Below are 18,219 nucleotides of genomic sequence, written 5' to 3'. Positions count from 1 at the left end.
ATTGTTATTTAGTTTCCCCTAGTAACGGTCATCCGTATCGAGAGGATATACTTTGACGAGTATGGTTGTCTTAATTAGGGGGTTGTTAACATATTGTACAGTTACCAGCGTACTTCCACTTTTATGTGCATGGATTATCCCCCGATTGTCTACGGTAACAGGAGTTTGGAAGGAGGCAATTCCAGAGAAAGTACTTGTCCAATCCAATTGATCCCGAACATCATTCAGAGTAATCTCTCTTGGCGAGAACCAGAGAAGCTGGTCCAGTGGTCTGGATTCGCCAACGTTCATCTCCACTATAGTCCCCGTAAACTGGATATCCGTAAGAACCAGAGGTTCGATCTTAATTTTCTTAATCCTAGTAATGCCTCCTGCCGTGACTGAAACAGTGACAGTATCCTTTGCCTTGATACCAGTTAAAATATACTTAGTGTCATCCGTATCGTCTGGGGCTTTGGTTAAGCTTGCATACTGAGCACCATCTCCCACTAAGCTCCAATGGATATCGAAAGCATCATCTGCGTTATCAGGAGCGAAGTCCTTTATACTCATCTCAATGAATTTGCCAACAAAAACACTATCAGCACTATCAATAGTAAAGTCCCTTAATGGGTTGGTGATGGTAATGATCTTGGTGGCTGGGGAGCCAGCCTTATTGCTGTTGCTGTATGCAGTTACCGTGATAGTATAGATCCCACTCTGCGGTGCATTAAAGGTTCCTGTAGGTGAAGTTGGACCACTCGTTGTCAGGTATTGATTAACGTTGGTGCCATTCCCATCTGTGGCAGTCCACTTATAGTTTATATCCGTCTCAACTGGATTACTGGTGTATACAGCATTCAAATTAATTGGGGTATTGGCAGTTCCTGAAATATCTCCGGTAAGCTCAATGGTGCGTATCGGCTCAGGCGGAATAGGTGCTGTCACAGTAATTCTGGCTATATTGCTGACAACCTTGCTTCCATCTTGAGCTGAGGCTTGAATCTCTGCTTCACCCGGCGCAATTGCTTGGATCATACCGTCGCTTATGAATTTAATGAAATCTTTGCCGCTTACGATTGTCCACTGAAGAGTCCGGTCCTTCGCATCTACGTCGTCAGGCAGAATAGTTGTGATTGACGGGAGCGATAACTTTTGATCAACCAGTATGTCTTCATCGTGCACCGTAATTGAAGTAATCTCAATAATCACTTCCAGATTAACAGCTAAAAACTTCATAGTCACAGTTGTTGGAACTGGCGTAGCTGTCGGCATCACGGTTGGCGTGGCACTAGCAGTAGGTACTGGTGTAACTGTTACTGTAGCTACAGGTGTAGCAGTCGCTGTAGGGACTGCGGTTGGTGCTGTGGTTGCGGCAGGCATTTCAGGCAAATTTCCGCTAAAGGGATTTACACCCCCGATATCAATTCCACCACCAATAGGTTGCAGTTTTTTAGCAATTATTGTTCCATTATAAGTTCCTGTTAATGAGAGTGTTGCTAAAGGAGCCAAAATCGACTGATCTATAGCATAATATTGCGAGACAAGAGATTCAGCTTCATAAAAGTTGAAGATAATGTGATCATTGGCAACATTCCCGTGATTAATAGAGCCGTTACCAAAGCTTGCTGATTTGCCTGATATATTAATAACTACTGTAGAACCGGCTGGTGCATTTATGTTCACAGCACTGATAGATTTAGAGCTATCCTTGAGAGTAACATTAAAAATATTTAGATTTGGGTCTGTTCCGCTAAGAGTAAAGTCATTTCTGCCGTTTGCTAAGACGGAGGTAACATTAGTGCCTGGTAAATGGCCCAAATAGCTAGAGAGATTCTTTAAATGCTGGTTAACTTGGGCAAATGGCAGTGATGTATCAAGGAAAAACTTATTTTTGTAGGCTTCTGCAACAGCAATTACTTTGCCTCCGTAATACGCTTTGCCTCGCATACTTCCGTTATTAGATGACCAGTTTATGTTACCGCCGACTACAAGAGTTGCTCCTGATTCACTTTCAGGTAAATTTCCACCCAAGGTCAGATTTGGAGTTGTAAAATTACCACCCGCTGCTGTACGTGCTTTATTCTGAAAAGAAGTAGATGAATAATCAATATCCTCCAGGATATACACTGAATAATCCTTAGCAACCCCCAGAGCCGAAATAGGCGCTGTAGAACCCGGGAACACCGGAGGTGCTACAGTTGGAACAGGAGCCGGAGTAGGTGTCGGAGTCGGTGTTGCTGCAACAGTAGGAGCCGCTGTAGGTACTGCCGTAGGTACAGATTCTGCGGGGGCATGGATATCCTCGAACATAATGCTGGAGTTATCAAGTATATATTTCTCCGCTGCCTTAGGTTTGAAGCTTAGGGTGAATTTATATATAAGCGGGTCAGACGTACTGTGAGGATTAACCGGCTTATAGTACTGCTTACCATCGATTGTTGTTAACTGAAAAGTGATATTCTCAAAAGTTCCTTTTATAGTGTAACCTTCACTGAGATTTCCGGTCTTGGTGAACCCTTGCGGTAGTGATTCTCCCTCAAATTCAAGATTTGGAGCGAATTTTTCATCATAGCGCAAGCCGGAAATTAACAGGTTGTTTTTCCCTTGGTATTGAGGTTGAACATCCTCTAGCCTTAAAGTTTTTGGAGCAATGCTATAATCTATTGTTACCAGCTTGTCCCGACCTATTTTGGTGGCGGATTGGCTTCTGTTTATGGATAAAGAGGACTCCACCTTTGACACAGTCAATGGGATGATGACTGGTGAAGCGGAGGCGCCCTGGTCATCTTGTGCAGTGATCATGATTTCAATATTGCCACTCTCGCTAAGAGGGTTCTTGAAAGTCTGTGTAATAGTCTCTTCAGATCCTATACGCCGGTTGTGGATCATATAGTCCGGGCTGGTCAATTCTTTTCCGTTCACGATGAATTTCAGATTAGTGGTCAGGGTGCGGTCCTTCAAATCGAGATCGGCTACCGAATAGCTTACAGTCAGCTTATCTTGATAGGACGGAATAATGGCCCCTTCAATAGGTGAATATGCAGTGATGCTGGGAGCGTGGTTAGCACCCATAAATGCTCTGTACATCGTGTTAACAAAAAGCTTCTGTTCCCACTCCGGGAACACAGACTCGCTACTCGAAAGATTAGAGCCAAACAGATGGCCGGTTCCAGAATAGGTTACGTTTCCTTTGGAATAGGTGTAGTAATGGTTCCAGCTGTCATCGGGAGTCCGTTTGGTTGCATCACCTGATTCGCTGATGATGTTGTACCAGGGAACAACGGTCCGGTCTTCCAGATCCAGAGTGAAGTACTGATTGTGTGTCTTGGCTACTTTGGGTTCACCAATACTGTTCTGGGTACCGCTACTAGTCTGTTGACTCAGATAAAAAGGGTACTGCATAAGCAATCCGTCATTAACCGGCGTTACTTTTTTTGATGGATTAAGTGCATTATGACCAAGGTTAACAACCGGATCTTTCTGGCCTGTAATCTCTTTGAAATTGTCTACCCAAGTATTACCTCCATACAGATTGATGACTGTATCATGTGTGAACATTGCGCTCTGTTTGGATTCATTAATGAATTCCTTTACTGCTGTGATAGATAAGGGTTTCATTATTGTCTTCGAGTAATATTCATCCCGGAATCCGAACAATAGCATATCATATACGCCATTAAGGCCATATTCACGTGTATTTGCAAAGGTGCTTTCAATATAATAATTGAATTCATCTATATTCATTACAGTAATATCCAGCTTGTAATCCTCGTTGCTTAAAAAGTTCTGATTCATGTTTATTGATTTTTTTAGACTGCTCTCATGAATTGGAGTTGTATTGGAACCTGGAGGTGTAATCTGCAGGACTCGTATAACGGTCTTCTCATTCCGGTAACGGATGCTTCCGCGTTCATAGCTTTTTAGCTGCGCAAAGCTGGTAGGGTCACTAATCTCAAGCTTCCAGTACAACAGTCCTGAGAATGTCCGTGGGAGAATGTACTCCAGCGTACCATTTGCTTTATTCACTTTGACAGATGCAACAACCTGCTGCTCGCCCATGGCAATAGACTTATCAAGGTTAATGTACAGCTTGGCGGTCATAGGATGATTCGCAAGATCAGTCGTGTTGCTGACATTGAAGTTGAACTTCAATTTGTCTCCGGGAGCATATATCTTACCTCCTGTAGAAGCTGGAACATAATTGCGGATCTCGTCACTGTTCGTGATTTGCAGTTGGGGGCGTTGTTTCAGCTTGGAGCTGTCAGTCTTCAATCTATTGAAAAAATCTTTAATTCCGGAATCAGTCAAAAAGAGAACGTTACTCTTCGAAGCTGAGGTTCTGCGCAAGGGATTGAATGCTTCGTAAAGGATTCCTTGTCTGGCTTCAGGCTTCTCTTGATCTAAGAAAGTCTGTTCATGAAAAATCACATACAAGCCCTTCATAATAAAGAGCTTATTGATATCATCTACACGAAGGCGCGTAATATCATTCTGAATTAACGAGGTGTTCATAGCTGCGGAGCGCACGGAGACATCTTTATCCTTGAGGTTTCCCAAGGTTACTGGACTATAGGTACCTTTACCTATAAATATACCGTCATACTGCCCATCCAGATCATCGCGTAAAGCGACAAAACGTTTCATACTCATGGTTACAACTGTGAAATCTGGAAACTCGGTCTTGAAGGAGGTTAACTGGCTTGTACCATCTTCCGTGATTTCAAGCAGGCGAACCGGATAACTGTTCTGATCAGCGTCAATCCTTGATACCATACTCCAGATGACAGCAAACAAGATTAAGGTCAACGGAAGGATAAGCATAAGCAGCAGTCTTTTTCTTTTCAAGACCTCCATCGTGATCTCTCCCCAATAATTATTAATAACACAAAATTTGTCATATAAACTTCTATTTTGCCGTATGAGATCGTAGTTTTAGGCGGGTTTCCATTGTAAAATTATCCATTCTATGCTATATACATTCTAGGACATATTTAGTAGATAGGCAATTAAAAGATGTGCATAAAAACCTATAAAATTGAGACTAATTAACTATAAAATTTGAAATATTTTATGAAAACTATGATTTTTATGCGTTGCTGATTACCAAATGATTGGCTTATACCTGGTTGGAAAATACAGTGCTCTGGAGTGAAACAGATATGGCTATCATGAAGAAGAGGCTGGGGGATTTACTAGTAGAAAATGGGATTATCTCTCAAGAACAGCTTGAAGAAGCGCTGATAGAGCAACGAAAAACCAAACGGAAGTTAGGGGATCTGCTAATAACCCAAGGCTATATTACTGAGCAACAGCTCATAGAGGTACTTGAGTTCCAGTTAGGTATCCCCCACGTAAGTCTGTTCAAATATCAGATTGACCCGGCAATCACACAGATCATCCCCGAGAGTATGGCCAAACGCTACCAAGTGCTCCCATTCATGAAGGAAGGCAGCAAGCTGATGGTGGCAATGGCAGATCCCTTGGACTACTTCGCTATTGAAGATTTGCGCATGAGTACAGGATTCCGGATTGAGCCGGCAATCTCCAGCCGGGACGAGTTGACTAGAGCGATAGCCCGTCACTATGGCATGCGGGACTCTATGAGCCAGATGATGGTCGAGCTTCCAACACAGGAAGAGATAGAGGAAACAGAGATTACGGATGAGGATTCACCGATTGTGCGGCTGGTCAACCAGATGATTCAGCAGGCAGTGTCATTGCGGGCTTCAGATATCCATGTAGACCCCGGTGAGAATAATCTCTCCATCCGTTACCGGATTGACGGGACTTTACGGACAGAGCGGATCATTCCCAAGCAAATGCAGGGCTTCATCACCGCCAGACTGAAGATTATGGCCCGATTGAATATAGCAGAACGGCGCTTGCCCCAGGATGGCCGGATTAAAATGCAATTTGACTACAAGATGGTAGATATACGTGTATCTTCGCTGCCGACCATGCATGGTGAGAAGATTGTACTGCGTCTCCTGGACCTAAGTACAGGAGTTAAGTCTGTAGATACATTGGGCTTCAGTGACCTTAACGCAGATGCCTTCAGAGATATGATCAGCAAGCCTTACGGTATACTCCTGATTACCGGTCCAACCGGCAGCGGGAAATCAACCACCTTGTATTCCGCCCTGAGCCAATTAAATACTGAGAATGCAAATATTATTACGATTGAAGATCCGGTGGAATATCAACTGGAAGGCGTGAATCAGGTGCATGTGAATCCGGCGATCGGCTTAACCTTCGCCGCAGGCTTACGCTCCATTCTTCGTCAGGACCCCAATATTGTAATGGTAGGAGAAATTCGGGACACTGAAACTGCAGAGATTGCTGTACGTGCTTCACTTACAGGACATCTGGTGTTGTCCACATTACATACCAATGATGCCATTAGCACAATTTCCAGATTGCGTGACATGGGCGTTGAGCCCTACTTGATTGCTTCCTCGCTGCTGGGGGTAGTCGCTCAGCGGCTGGTACGCAAAATCTGCCCGGATTGCAAAGAGGAGCATAAACCGACAGAGCAGGAGTCGATAATGCTTAGGCGCTATGGCCTGCCTTCCGAGGTCATTTATCGGGGCAGAGGTTGCGGTAACTGCAACAATACAGGATACCGCGGACGGATTGCCATTCATGAGGTGCTGACCATCAATGATCATCTGCGGCAGCTTATTACAGATTCTGCATCCATAGAGGAGCTGCGGGCAGCAGGTAGAGAGCAGGGCATGATCCAGTTAGTAGAGGATGGATTCGTCAAAGTATCCAAAGGAATTACAACCTTACAGGAAGTTATGCGTGAGACTGTATCGCATTAGATAGGGGGAGTATAAATGCCATTATTCAAACATGATATTGTTCAACTTCTGCATATGGCCTATACCTCTAAAGCCTCAGATTTGCATATATCTGTAGGTTCTCCGCCAGTAATCCGGATAGACGGAGCGCTCCATTCGCTGGATGGGGAGAACGTTGCGCCTGAAGAATCTCTTAGTATGGCGGAAACCTTACTTGGGAGTGACAAAAGTGCAATCTTCCATAGCGTTGGGGAAATGGATTTCTCGTATCCTTTGGACAATGGGGTGCGGTATCGGGTTAACGTGTATAAGCAAAGAGGGGAAGTCAGCATAGCGGCGCGGGCAATTCCATTAGAGATTCCGACGCTTGAACAATTATCATTGCCAGCTGTACTTTCCAGTCTTGCTATGAAGCCTCAGGGGCTAATATTAGTAACGGGGCCAACTGGCAGCGGGAAGTCCTCCACACTTGCCGCCATGCTGAATTATATCAATAGGACAGAGCGTAAGCATATCGTGACGCTTGAGGACCCTATAGAATTTATACATTCTCACGGCACATGCCTAATTGATCAGCGTGAGGTGGGAAGTGATACCGGGAGCTTCGCCAGCGGATTACGGGCTGCGCTGCGTCAGGACCCGGATGTAATTCTGGTGGGTGAGATGCGTGATCTGGAGACGATGTCCGCAGCAGTTACGGCTGCGGAGACCGGCCATCTGGTGATGGCTACGCTGCATACTACGGATGCCCCGCAGACGGTTGACCGGATTATCGATACTTTTCCAGGCCACCAGCAAGGTCAGATTCGTTCCCAGTTAGCTTCAGTGCTGCTGGCGGTTCTCTCACAGCGTCTTTTCCCGAGGGCGGGTGGACGGGGGAGGCTGAGCACAACGGAGCTGCTGATTAATACGCCAGCTGTAGCGAATCTGATCCGTACTGATAAGACCCACCAGCTCAAAAATGTAATGCAGACCGGGCGCTCACTCGGGATGCATACACTTGAGATGAATATTCGTGAACAATTGCAGTATGGACTTATTCATCCGGAAGCTGCCAAGGCCTATCTCACGGAGGTGGGCAGCTGATGCCGCAGTTTGAATATCAGGTGAAGACCCATGCGGGCAAGCAGCTGAAGGGGAAGCTCACGGCAACGGATAAGTCCATAGCGATGGAGGAGCTTCGTAAGCGCGGACTGACTGTATTCTCGCTCGTAGAACGCAAAACCACCATCCTGTCTATGGAAATATACATAGGAAATCCGGTCAAGACCATCCATTTCATTATCTATTGCCGCCAGTTCGCCACGCTGATGCGTGCCGGTGTTTCTATTGTGGATGCTACACGAATATTAGCAGAACAGACAGAGAGCAAGCCTCTGCGTAAAGCTTTGTTGGATGTAAACTCCAGCCTGTTAAGAGGAACTGCATTCTCACAGGCGATTCAGGATCACAAGAAGATCTTTCCGCCGCTCTTTGTCAGCATGATTCGTGCAGGAGAGGAGACCGGTGATCTGGAAGGGACGCTTGAGCGGTTGGCTGTCTATTTCGAGAAGCAGCATACAACCACTGAGAAGATCAAATCAGCACTTACCTATCCTATTACCGTTGGAATTATGGCTATCGCGGCAGTGGTATACCTTCTATGGGCGATTGTGCCTCAGTTCGTCAGCATGTTTGAGTCAATGAATGCCGAGCTGCCTGCGATTACCAAGATGGTATTGGCACTTAGTACAAGCATTCAAGGCCAGTGGTATATTTGGTTGCTGGCAATAGTACTGCTCATTACTGTCTATCAGTTAGTTAAACGCACTGAACGCGGAGCTTATGCGCTTGATTATGCCAAGCTCAAAATTCCGGTATTCGGCAAGCTGAATCAAAAAGGCTCCATTGCGCAATTCACACGAACCTTCTCTTCTCTATATGCCAGTTCGGTGCCGATTCTTCAATCGTTATCGATTGTGGAGGATGTAGCCGGAAACAAGGTGATAGGCAGATATATCCATAGTGCTAGTGACTCACTCCGGCAAGGCAAGCCGCTGTCTGAGCCTTTGAAGAAAGCCTGGGTTTTTCCTCCGCTGGTTACACAAATGATTGCCATTGGTGAAGAGACAGGGGCCCTGGATCAGATGCTCGCCAAGGTGGCTGATTTCTACGAGATGGATGTAGAGAATACAGTGGACCGTCTGAAATCGCTGCTGGAGCCGCTGCTTATTGCTTTTTTGGCAGGAGTGGTTGGAATTATCGTAGCCTCTATTATGCTGCCGATGTTCAGTATCTACAGCAATATTTAATTGGAATATCCTGAATGATTTGAGAGGGGTGACGCCGGTCAAATAGCAGAGGATCGGTTCTGTTCAAGGATTACACCACTATTGAGGGGGAATTACAATGTTCGTACAGGCACTGAGAAAGAGGTTAGGTAAGGCGGTAAAAGAGGAAAAAGGGTTCACGCTGATTGAGTTGCTGGCGGTTATTGTGATTATGGGGATTATAGCAGTTATAGCTATTCCAATGATTAGCGGACTAATTAATAATACAGGAGATAAGGCAGATTTGGCGACTGCCCGTCAAGTCTATGAGGCCTCGCGTATGTATATTACGACTGAGTTGGATGGAAAGATTGGTACTGCTACAATTCAAGTTATAGGTACCGCTCCAACCGAATCTGCCGCAGGTACAGGACTCCAAGGATTGAGTTTTTTAGAAACTCCATTAGTATTGCCTAGTACTAAGAAGAATATTGTAAGTGGTTCGATAATTTACTATTCAGAAGGAAAATTGGCTGATAATTCTTCTGGATATGCAGTTTTGTTAAGAGATGATTCTACTACTCCAGTGGAGAAAAAATTTACTGCGCAGCAAATCCTAGAGTCAAAATTAAAATAACTTACTTTTCAAGGAATCGGAATTCCCGATTCCTTTTTTAAAATTCACCAGACAGGAACCGTTGAACCATGACGAGTATTGTAGCCAGTTATATCACGCTGATCGGCCTGATTCTGGGCTCTTTTTATAATGTAGTAGCCTTACGTATACCGGCAGGTGAATCTCTTCTGCGCCCGCCCTCTCACTGTCCAAGCTGCAACACACAGCTAAGATCAAGGGATCTGATACCTGTATTAAGTTATGTGCTGAACAGAGGGAGCTGCCGCTACTGCGGGAGCAGGATCTCACCGTTATATATGCTTGGTGAGGCGACGACAGGCTTGCTGTTTCTAGGGATTTACCTTCAATTCGGTCTGACGGGCAAGGGGATTATTGGATACTTATTGGTAAGTCTAGCTGTTATTGTTACAGTGTCTGATCTTAAGTTTATGTTAATTCCCGACAAGGTATTGCTGTTTTTTCTCCCGATACTAGCTACAGTAGTGCTGCTCTTTCCCGAGGGTACGCTAGTCTCTCATCTGCTGGGAGCAGTCGCAGGCAGTGGTATTCTGTTGTTGTTAGTCTTGTTCGGCGGTATGGGGATGGGGGATGCGAAGCTGATGGCATTGCTTGGTATGGTGCTGGGGTTCCCTAATACGATCCTGGCCTTTCTGCTTGCCTGTGTGTTAGGAACTGTGGTTGGAGGCACTTTGCTATTTACAGGCAGAATCCAGCGTAAACAGCATATTCCCTTTGGTCCGTGGCTGGCAGCAGGGGCGCTGCTTGCCTTCGCATACGGCTCACATCTTATCAGCGGTTATCTTGCGCTCATTCGTTAGGAGGAACTATATAGCATGATTGGATTAAGGCACAAAGCAGCAGGGATCTCCATTGAGCAGACTGGAATCCGCTATATAAGTTTCAAAGCTAACAAGCAGATTCATAAAAAGCGGTTCATCCCTCTGCTCCCAGGAATGATTGTAGAGAATCAGATCGCGGATAGGGAGGCTCTGCTGGACCGGTTGAAGCAATGGGTCAAACAAAAGGGTATGCGTGGCAGCGCAGTTGATGTTTCGATCCCTCCATCGCAAATGATTGTCCGCAAGATGATGATTCCGAGTACGGGCGAGAAGCAGATAGAACAGCTTGTGAAGCTGGAGGTTGAAACCGGGCTTCATCTTCCGTTCGAGAACCCGGTGTATGATTATGTAATTACCGAACAGGATGAGAACCAGAGCCAGTTGATCATTTTTGCCGCACCGCGTAAGGTAGTTCAGGATTATGTGGATGTTCTGGAGGATGCCGGATTGCGGGTGAGGACGGTAGAAGTAACGGCCACTGCGCTTGCCCGAAGTATTGTAGCGGGGTATGGGCATGAGTTCAGTGAGACGATGTTGATTCACCTGGAGCAATCTTTGCTGGATATCTATATGTTCCGCAGTGGTCATCCTGTATTCATGAGAACCATAGATCTGGTCGATCTGTCGCAAGAGAAGCATGTGAATCTACAAGAGAACATACCATTTCTTGCTGAAGCAGAGGTTGCGGCTACGTCACATGAACACCTCTCTACGGAACAGGTTGTCGAAATTACAGCGGAAATTTCCCGGATGCTCAGCTTCTATCAATACAGTCTGCATGACGGCTCGACGCGAATCTCAGAGATCCTGATTACCGGCTCTCCAGAGATGCGTGTACAGTTACAGGAGGAGCTTCAAGCCGCGCTTCCAGAGATGGCTATTGCCCCTATTGCCGTTGACCAATTCTCACAAGGCGCGAAGCCGGACAACACTCTTAATGATTACAGGACCGCTGCCGGAGCTGCTTTGCGTGACAGCAAGGTCCGGAGCATTAATCTGCTGCCCCGCGAAGACCGTGAGACGATTGTATTTCCTTATATCGCTATCTCTTTAGCCGCAATATGGATTCTGGGTGTGGTCGGTTCGGGCGTATTGTATGCCTCTGTTCAAGGACAATATGCAGAGCGGGGCGAACAAATATTGGCTTATCAGGAACAGAACGGCATGCTCCAGACAGAGTTAGCCGGACTTAACGGCCGTAACTCATCAGGCGGGGGGCTGGATCGTTCGGTTATCATTGAAGCCATGTCTGCCAGCCGTGCAGATGCTGCTGCTGTTATGAATGAATTAGAGGCAAGTCTTCCTTATGGCGGAGTCATCAGAGATATTAAATATTCGTACCATAGCGAGATTATCCTGTCGGTGAATTTCACGGCAATGGAGCATAGTACAGTCTACTTAACTGCATTACGTGAGATGTCTTTTTCCAAGGGGGCTTCCATTCAGAAGCTGACAGAAGGCACTGAGAATTCCGGCAACTCTGTTGCAAAATATACCGCAGTCTTCAGGGTGAATATGGTACCCGTAGTGGAACAAAGTGCTCAGGCCCAGAGTCCGTCAGAAGGAGGGGAGGACAGCAGTGGAACAAATTAATAAATACCGTTCAGCTATTGTGCTGGCATTGTTAGTTCTGTTCCTGATTTTGTTTGGCTTCTATATGTTCGCCATACGCCCGGTAAATAACGATATAGTTATGCAAGATAGTGAGTTCTCCTTGCTGGAGCAGGAGAAGGGGATTCTTACAAATAAGATTAACGCGCTTAAGAGTGAAGAGCAGGGAACAGAATCAAGTGAGGATACTCTACTGGCAGGAATTCCTCAAGGAGATGACAGCGAAGCGCTAATCCTGGCCTTACAACGGATTGGAACCAGCTCACATGCCAGACTGAAGGATATCGGATTCTCGCTGACAGAATCTAATGAAATTAGCCCTTGGACCGGGATCAGCCCTGAGGCAGTGGGCAGCTTGAGAGAAATCAAAATGGCTGCTATTGTACAAGGGAGTTACTCAGAGATTAACGAATGGTTGAAGCAGTTACATGACCTGCCGCGTATCCTTGCTGTAGACTCCTTCTCCTTCCAGAAGCCTTATGAATTCCCTACCCGAATGAAACCGGGCAGTATCCTAACAGCAAATGTGTCCTTTACCGCATACTTTGAAGCAACGGTGCCTAAGTCTAGTGATTAGGCTGTATCCTTCGCATCTCCCGCTCTCCCAACTCTGCCCCCCGTTTCCCCGGAGGGCAGAGTTTTTTTACGCTTTTCCCCCATTACCCGTTTATACCCCCGGGTGGTTTGGGTATTACAGCTTACGGGCTATTGTAATGTTATACAGTACTTATCGCAGCAGCTTAGTCTGAAGTACGCTTCAGGCTACCACACAGGAATACGAGGAGGCGTTCAAGATGAACAAAAAATGGATGATCGGTTCACTGGCATTATCACTGGGTCTTGTCTCTGCAGGGGGCGGAGCGCTTGCGGCTTCACCGGTGGCAAGCATTGAGGGCGTAAGAACGGTTGCGGCGTCTGCGCCGGGCAAGGAAGGGCCGGCGACCATTAACAATCTCACGGAACGGAGCGTTGTTCCGCTGGTGGTTCATGCCAAGAAGCTATACACGTATGCCAGCCGGGGAGGCAATGTATTCAGCCCGGAGCGGTTCACTTATAAAGCACAGGAGTACCGCTATCTGTCGAGCGATCTGGGCACGAAGCAGCAGCTAATGAGCTACATCAAGAAGGGGTTCACGCATAATGCGGCTGCTTTCTATGCACAGACACAGTTCCTGGAGCATGAGGGCAGAATGGCACAGGTCAATTCCGATCTGGGCAACTCGCTTGATTTCACCAGAGCGACTGCACGGATGGTCTCCAAGACTGCACAGGCGGCAGTGTTCGAATTGACTGTACCTGCTGAAGGGGCGAACGGGTCTTCCGAAGTAGTAACAGTGAAGCTGAAGAAGGTTAACGGTTACTGGAGAATTGATATGTCGCCGGATACCCTTTTCTAAGCAGCAGAGGCTTCAGGTTCCATCCAGCGCTTCATAAAATAACGGCTGTACCGACCTTGTCACAAGGTGGGCACAGCCGTTTCTGCTTGCTGTACATACTTCAGATGATTCGGCGAACCGGACGTTACCGCCCCTTCACACCGTCCTCGACCAGCTGTCTGCGCGGGGATTCGGGCTGATCGGATTTGCTCATCCCGCCGCGGTTGATGGCGATGACACGTTTCTGGGCGTAATAGGTATCGCGGGAGAGCAGATTTCTCTCTACCGCTGTACCATCCACATGGCGGGTAATGTAAGTTTCAACTACATAGCCGGTTTTGCCGGCAAGCAGTACCCGGGTTCCGCCCTTGGGGAGCGAGGCATCGCTCACATATTTATCTGTGGGGGGCAGCACCTCGACGGTTCTGGATTCAATGGAATAGGTGACGTTCTTCGGGAACGTGCCGAACAGCTTGATGGTTAGCGTGCGCCCCTGGACTTCGGACTTGATGATCAGATATTTGCCGGTGTTGTTGCGGAAGCGGAAATTAATATACCCCTCGGCAAAAGTGGCGTCCTGCCCCTTGGGCAGATAGCTGACCGGAAGCGAGTGGTTGCGCCGCTCTACAATCTCAAGCCCGGAGCGCAGCGCGGCATTATACAGGGTGCTGGAGACCTGGCAGATCCCCCCGCCCGTTCCGGGCTGGAGCTTGCCGTTCACGATGACCGGGGCTTCGCGGAAGCCGTATTCGGTCTGGGCCTTCTGGATTGCTTTTCCGTAATCAAAAACCGCATTCGGCGGCAGTACCGTACCGTTTACAGCTTTGGCGGCGGCCTCTACATTGAAGCTGCGCCCGGGGCCGCTGGCCCCGAGGGAGGTGCTGAACTGGACAATTTTGCGATCGATGCCCTGATCCTTGAGCGCTTGCAGCGTGATCTTCGGCTGCTTGACGGCAAGGGGAACCTCCAGCTGAATCTGCTGATCTTGAAGCTTGCCGTCAGCAGCCAACCGGGTGGGCACTGCCGCCTGCATCGCAAGCTCCAGCGCCTGCCAGTCCACCTCGTAGGAGGAGGTGCCCGGCGTATATACGACCCGGTCATCTCCGGTAATCCGCCGGACCGCATCGACCGGAACGCCGAAGGAGGCTTTTTCCCATTCGGGATTCAACAGACTTCTGAGCTGCGCAGTCTGCAGCTGAATCTCCATATTCCAGCTGCCGGACCAGCTGCGCCGGGCTTGTACCCGCTCCATCAGCGTGCCGTCCGTCAGCGTCTTCAGCGCCTGTAGGAAGTCCCCGGCTTCATAGGTAACACCTGCCTGCTTAAGGGTGACCTGTAGTCCGGCATTATTTTTTGCCTTCAGCATGAGTGGAGTAGCTTCCAGCGCCTGAAGTCTTGAATCCATTCCGGCCGTTACGTCAGCGATGTTCATTCCGCCAACCTCCCAGCCAGCGATAACGGTGTTTGCGGGCAAGGTAGGCTGGGTGCCGTATAGATGAAGTCCTCCGGCAGCCAGCGAACCGGCCAGCATCAGACCGAAACCCGCGATGAGAGCGGCGTGTATTTTTTTCATAAGTAATCTCTCCTTCTATGGGGCGAAACCTGATGTTTTTATGTATATGTAAGGATTCGGTAAAACTTTCGGGTACTCAAGGGGTTATGGATTTGTTACAATAGATACGCCTGCGATAATCATGCAGTTTATGGAAGCTCCCCCGGCCCGGTGGCCCGGCGGAAGATGTCAGAATCGGGAAGTGAGAAAATGATTGAGATGCAGGATGTGTGGAAGACCTATGCTAACGGGACCCATGCATTGCAGGGAATATCGGTCAAAATCGACCGCAATGAGTTCGTCTACATTGTCGGACCGTCCGGCGCAGGGAAATCAACGTTCATGAAATTAATTTATAGAGAAGAAACGCCGACCAAAGGACAGATCTCCGTAGGCGGGTTCAATATCGGCAAGCTGAAGCCCCGTAAGATCCCTTATGTGCGCCGCAATATCGGTGTGGTCTTTCAGGATTTCCGGCTGCTGCCGAAGATGACGGCGTATGAGAATGTGGCTTTTGCGATGGATGTTATTGAGGCGCCGAAGAAGATTATCAAGAAGCGTGTGAATGAAGTGCTCGATCTGGTGGGACTGCGCAGCAAGGCGGGGCGTGAGCCCTCACAGCTCTCAGGGGGAGAGCAGCAGCGGATCGCGATTGCCAGAGCCATCGTCAACAACCCTTCCGTTATTATTGCGGACGAGCCTACCGGCAATCTGGACCCGGAGACCTCGTGGGGCATTATGCAGCTGCTGGATGAGATTAATTTTCGCGGCACCACGATCGTTATGGCGACCCACAACCGGGATATTGTGAACAAAATGCGCAAACGGGTGCTAGCGATTGAGAATGGAACGATCGTCAGAGACCAATTGAGAGGGGAATACGGTTATGAGTTTTAAAACCTTCTTGCGGCATTTGCGGGAAGGCTTCAAAAACGTATTCCGCAACGGCTGGATGTCGGTGGCGTCCATCACTTCCATCGTTGTCTCTCTCTTCGTACTCGGAGTGTTCATCCTGCTGGTGCTCAACGTCAATCAAATTGCGGACAAAGCAGACAGCCAGGTGCAGATCAATGTGCATCTGACGCTGAATACGGACCAGAAGATGCGGGAGAAGCTGGAAAACGAAATCGGCAATATGCCGGAAGTCAGCAAGGTGGAGTTCGTCTCCAAAGAACAGGGCTTGAAGGAATTCCGTGAAGATATGGGGCCGGATGCCGCCGAGCTCCTGGAAGGCTTCGATGAAGACAATAATCCGCTGCCGGACAAGCTGCTCGTTGAAGTCATTGAGCCGACCACGGTTCCGTTTGTAGCGGAGAAGATAGAAGCACTGAACAAGACGCATGAAGAGCAGCCGATCTACAAGGTGAACTACGGTAAAGGCTCAGTGGAGACTTTATTCAAGGTGACCAAGGCGGTGCGGAATATCGGGTTTATTTTTGTAGCAGGACTGGCGCTGATGTCGATGTTCCTGATCTCGAATACCATCCGGGTAACGATTCTGGCCCGCCGCAAGGAAATCGGCATTATGAAGCTTGTGGGAGCGACGAATTATTTCATCCGCTGGCCCTTCTTTATCGAAGGTGCTCTGATCGGGTTGATCGGTTCAGTAGTAACCTCTGGCGCGCTCTACGCCGGTTACAGCAGTCTGGTGTCTTCTGTGAAGGGAGATCCGATGCTGGGGCTGCAGCTGATTCCGTTTGAGAATATCTGGTTGCTGCTATGCGGGCTGCTGGTGGGCCTCGGTGTACTGATTGGCGTATGGGGCAGCACGGTGTCGATCCGCAAGTTCTTGAAGGTATAGCCTGTATGATTCACATCTTTGAACAAAGGACGGAGAGTGCAAGTTGAAAAGAATTGCTGCCGGAATGGCCGTAATATTGCTGGCTGTCACAATGTTCGGGCCCTCTGACGGGTATGCGAAGAAAACAAGCGTTGCCGAGATTGATAAGCAGCTGAAGCAGCTGCAGCAGGAGGTCCAGGCGGCCAAGGCGGCGCAGGAGAAGGCGGACTCCCGTAATCAGGAGGCTAAGCACTATAAGAATAAGACCACGCTGAATCTGGACTATGTCCTGGGGCAAATTGCACAGGTGAAGGGTGAGATGACCACGATATCCGGCAAAATTGCCAGCACGGAGAAGTCGCTTACCGTGACGGCAACGGAGCTGGATGATGCGGAGGCGCGTGTGGCCTCCCGCGAAAAGCTGCTGGAATCCCGTGTCCGTCTGATGTACACGGATGGCGCAGTCTCCTATCTGGATGTGCTGCTGTCCTCGACCAGCTTCTCCGACTTCCTGGACCGGGCCGATTCCCTGAAGATGATCGTGGATCAGGATCAGGATCTGCTGGTGCAGCATAAGCTGGACAAGCAGACGGTGATTGCCAAGAAGCAGGAGCTGGAAGGGCAATATGCCACGGCGAAGCAGCTGTACACCGATCTGGAGGCCCAGCGCAGTGTGCTGAAGGAGAAGGAAGCGGAGAAGCAGGAGCTCATCGCTTATTATGATGAGGAGATTCAGAATTCGGAGGTCATCTCTGCTGAACAGGATGCCAAGCTGGTAGAGCTGGCTAGCAGCCGCTCTGCGCTGGAAGCGCAGAAGGACAAGCTTAAGGCGGAGGAAGCGGCGCGCAGAGCAGCGGCAGCGAAGGCTGAAGCGCAGCGCCGGGCGGCAGTAGCCGCAGCCAAGGCGGCGGAGAAGGCGAAGGCCTCCAAGTCTTCCGGCGGTGACAGCTCCTCCGTTGCGAGCGCAGAAGATTATTCCGGTGGAGACGGTCCTTACCTGCGGCCGGTGGGCTACGCGCGGATCTCCTCTCCTTTTGGTTACCGGACCCATCCGGTGACGCATGAAGTCGGCAAGCTGCATACCGGTGTGGACTTTGCCGTACCGCAGGGTACGAGTATCCATGCGGCGGATTCCGGTACGGTTGTGTTAGCGCAGTGGTATAGCGGTTATGGTTATTGTGTCATTATTGACCATGGCGGCGGGGTATGGACGCTGTACGGACATATCCGCGAGGGCGGTATCAAGGTGAGCCAGGGACAACGGGTGGAGCGCGGGCAGAAGATTGCCGAATCCGGGTCTACCGGACGTTCGACCGGCCCGCATCTGCATTTTGAAGTGCGGATCAACGGGAAACCGGTGAATCCTATGCCTTATCTGTAAGTGCGCTTA

General features: G+C 48.6%; 13 protein-coding genes. 11 read left to right on the top strand and 2 right to left on the bottom strand.

The genetic code is table 11. The features are described 5' to 3' along the window. Positions 1-18 precede the first annotated feature (18 nt). Positions 19-4,836: a DUF5057 domain-containing protein gene (locus MKX51_RS28500; protein WP_340994691.1), complete on the bottom strand. Its 4,818-nt coding sequence runs from the start codon at positions 4,834-4,836 to the stop codon at positions 19-21. Positions 4,837-5,141: 305 nt separating this feature from the next. Here MKX51_RS28500 and MKX51_RS28495 point away from each other — a divergent pair, with 305 nt between their 5' ends. The 8 genes from MKX51_RS28495 (at position 5,142) to MKX51_RS28460 (ending at position 13,518) form a co-directional block, all read left to right on the top strand. Then, positions 5,142-6,806 (top strand): GspE/PulE family protein, encoded by a 1,665-nt coding sequence (locus MKX51_RS28495; RefSeq protein WP_340994690.1) that lies wholly within the window; start codon positions 5,142-5,144, stop codon positions 6,804-6,806. Between the two features lie 15 nt (positions 6,807-6,821). Further along, positions 6,822-7,871, top strand: a complete 1,050-nt coding sequence (locus tag MKX51_RS28490) for a type IV pilus twitching motility protein PilT (protein WP_340994689.1) — start codon at positions 6,822-6,824, stop codon at positions 7,869-7,871. After that, positions 7,871-9,076 (top strand): type II secretion system F family protein, encoded by a 1,206-nt coding sequence (locus MKX51_RS28485; protein ID WP_340994688.1) that lies wholly within the window; start codon positions 7,871-7,873, stop codon positions 9,074-9,076. Before MKX51_RS28490 ends, MKX51_RS28485 begins: the two co-directional genes overlap by 1 nt. A gap of 97 nt (positions 9,077-9,173) precedes the next feature. Next, positions 9,174-9,671: a type II secretion system protein gene (locus MKX51_RS28480; protein WP_340994687.1), complete on the top strand. Its 498-nt coding sequence runs from the start codon at positions 9,174-9,176 to the stop codon at positions 9,669-9,671. Between the two features lie 68 nt (positions 9,672-9,739). After that, the gene (locus tag MKX51_RS28475) at positions 9,740-10,489 is read left to right on the top strand and encodes a prepilin peptidase (RefSeq protein WP_340994686.1); all 750 of its coding nucleotides are present in this window, start codon (positions 9,740-9,742) and stop codon (positions 10,487-10,489) included. A gap of 15 nt (positions 10,490-10,504) precedes the next feature. Next, on the top strand, positions 10,505-12,103 hold the full coding sequence (pilM, locus tag MKX51_RS28470) for a pilus assembly protein PilM (RefSeq protein WP_340994685.1): 1,599 nt from the start codon (positions 10,505-10,507) through the stop codon (positions 12,101-12,103). Next, positions 12,090-12,698, top strand: coding sequence for a type 4a pilus biogenesis protein PilO (gene pilO / locus MKX51_RS28465; RefSeq protein WP_340994684.1), 609 nt, complete (start codon positions 12,090-12,092; stop codon positions 12,696-12,698). Before pilM ends, pilO begins: the two co-directional genes overlap by 14 nt. A 217-nt stretch (positions 12,699-12,915) precedes the next feature. Beyond that, positions 12,916-13,518 carry a DL-endopeptidase inhibitor IseA family protein gene (locus tag MKX51_RS28460; protein ID WP_340994683.1) on the top strand — a complete coding sequence of 201 codons (603 nt, stop codon included), beginning with the start codon at positions 12,916-12,918 and terminating at the stop codon, positions 13,516-13,518. Between the two features lie 124 nt (positions 13,519-13,642). Here the strand turns inward: MKX51_RS28460 and MKX51_RS28455 are convergent, their stop codons facing one another. Next, positions 13,643-15,070, bottom strand: coding sequence for a VanW family protein (locus MKX51_RS28455; RefSeq protein WP_340994682.1), 1,428 nt, complete (start codon positions 15,068-15,070; stop codon positions 13,643-13,645). 189 nt (positions 15,071-15,259) lie between these two features. Here MKX51_RS28455 and ftsE point away from each other — a divergent pair, with 189 nt between their 5' ends. Genes ftsE through MKX51_RS28440 form a run of 3 tightly spaced genes read left to right on the top strand, consistent with a single transcriptional unit; the run spans position 15,260 to position 18,210 of the window. Further along, positions 15,260-15,946, top strand: coding sequence for a cell division ATP-binding protein FtsE (ftsE, locus tag MKX51_RS28450; RefSeq protein ID WP_036721184.1), 687 nt, complete (start codon positions 15,260-15,262; stop codon positions 15,944-15,946). Further along, on the top strand, positions 15,936-16,850 hold the full coding sequence (gene ftsX, locus MKX51_RS28445) for a permease-like cell division protein FtsX (RefSeq protein WP_036694712.1): 915 nt from the start codon (positions 15,936-15,938) through the stop codon (positions 16,848-16,850). The genes ftsE and ftsX overlap by 11 nt, the downstream gene beginning before the upstream one ends. A gap of 43 nt (positions 16,851-16,893) precedes the next feature. Continuing rightward, positions 16,894-18,210, top strand: coding sequence for a murein hydrolase activator EnvC family protein (locus MKX51_RS28440; protein ID WP_340994681.1), 1,317 nt, complete (start codon positions 16,894-16,896; stop codon positions 18,208-18,210). Positions 18,211-18,219 lie beyond the last annotated feature (9 nt).

Origin of the sequence: Paenibacillus sp. FSL M7-0420, from assembly GCF_038002345.1 — a bacterium.
Taxonomy (GTDB): Bacteria; Bacillota; Bacilli; order Paenibacillales; family Paenibacillaceae; genus Paenibacillus_AQ.
This window is presented reverse-complemented; position numbering and strand designations above follow the sequence as displayed.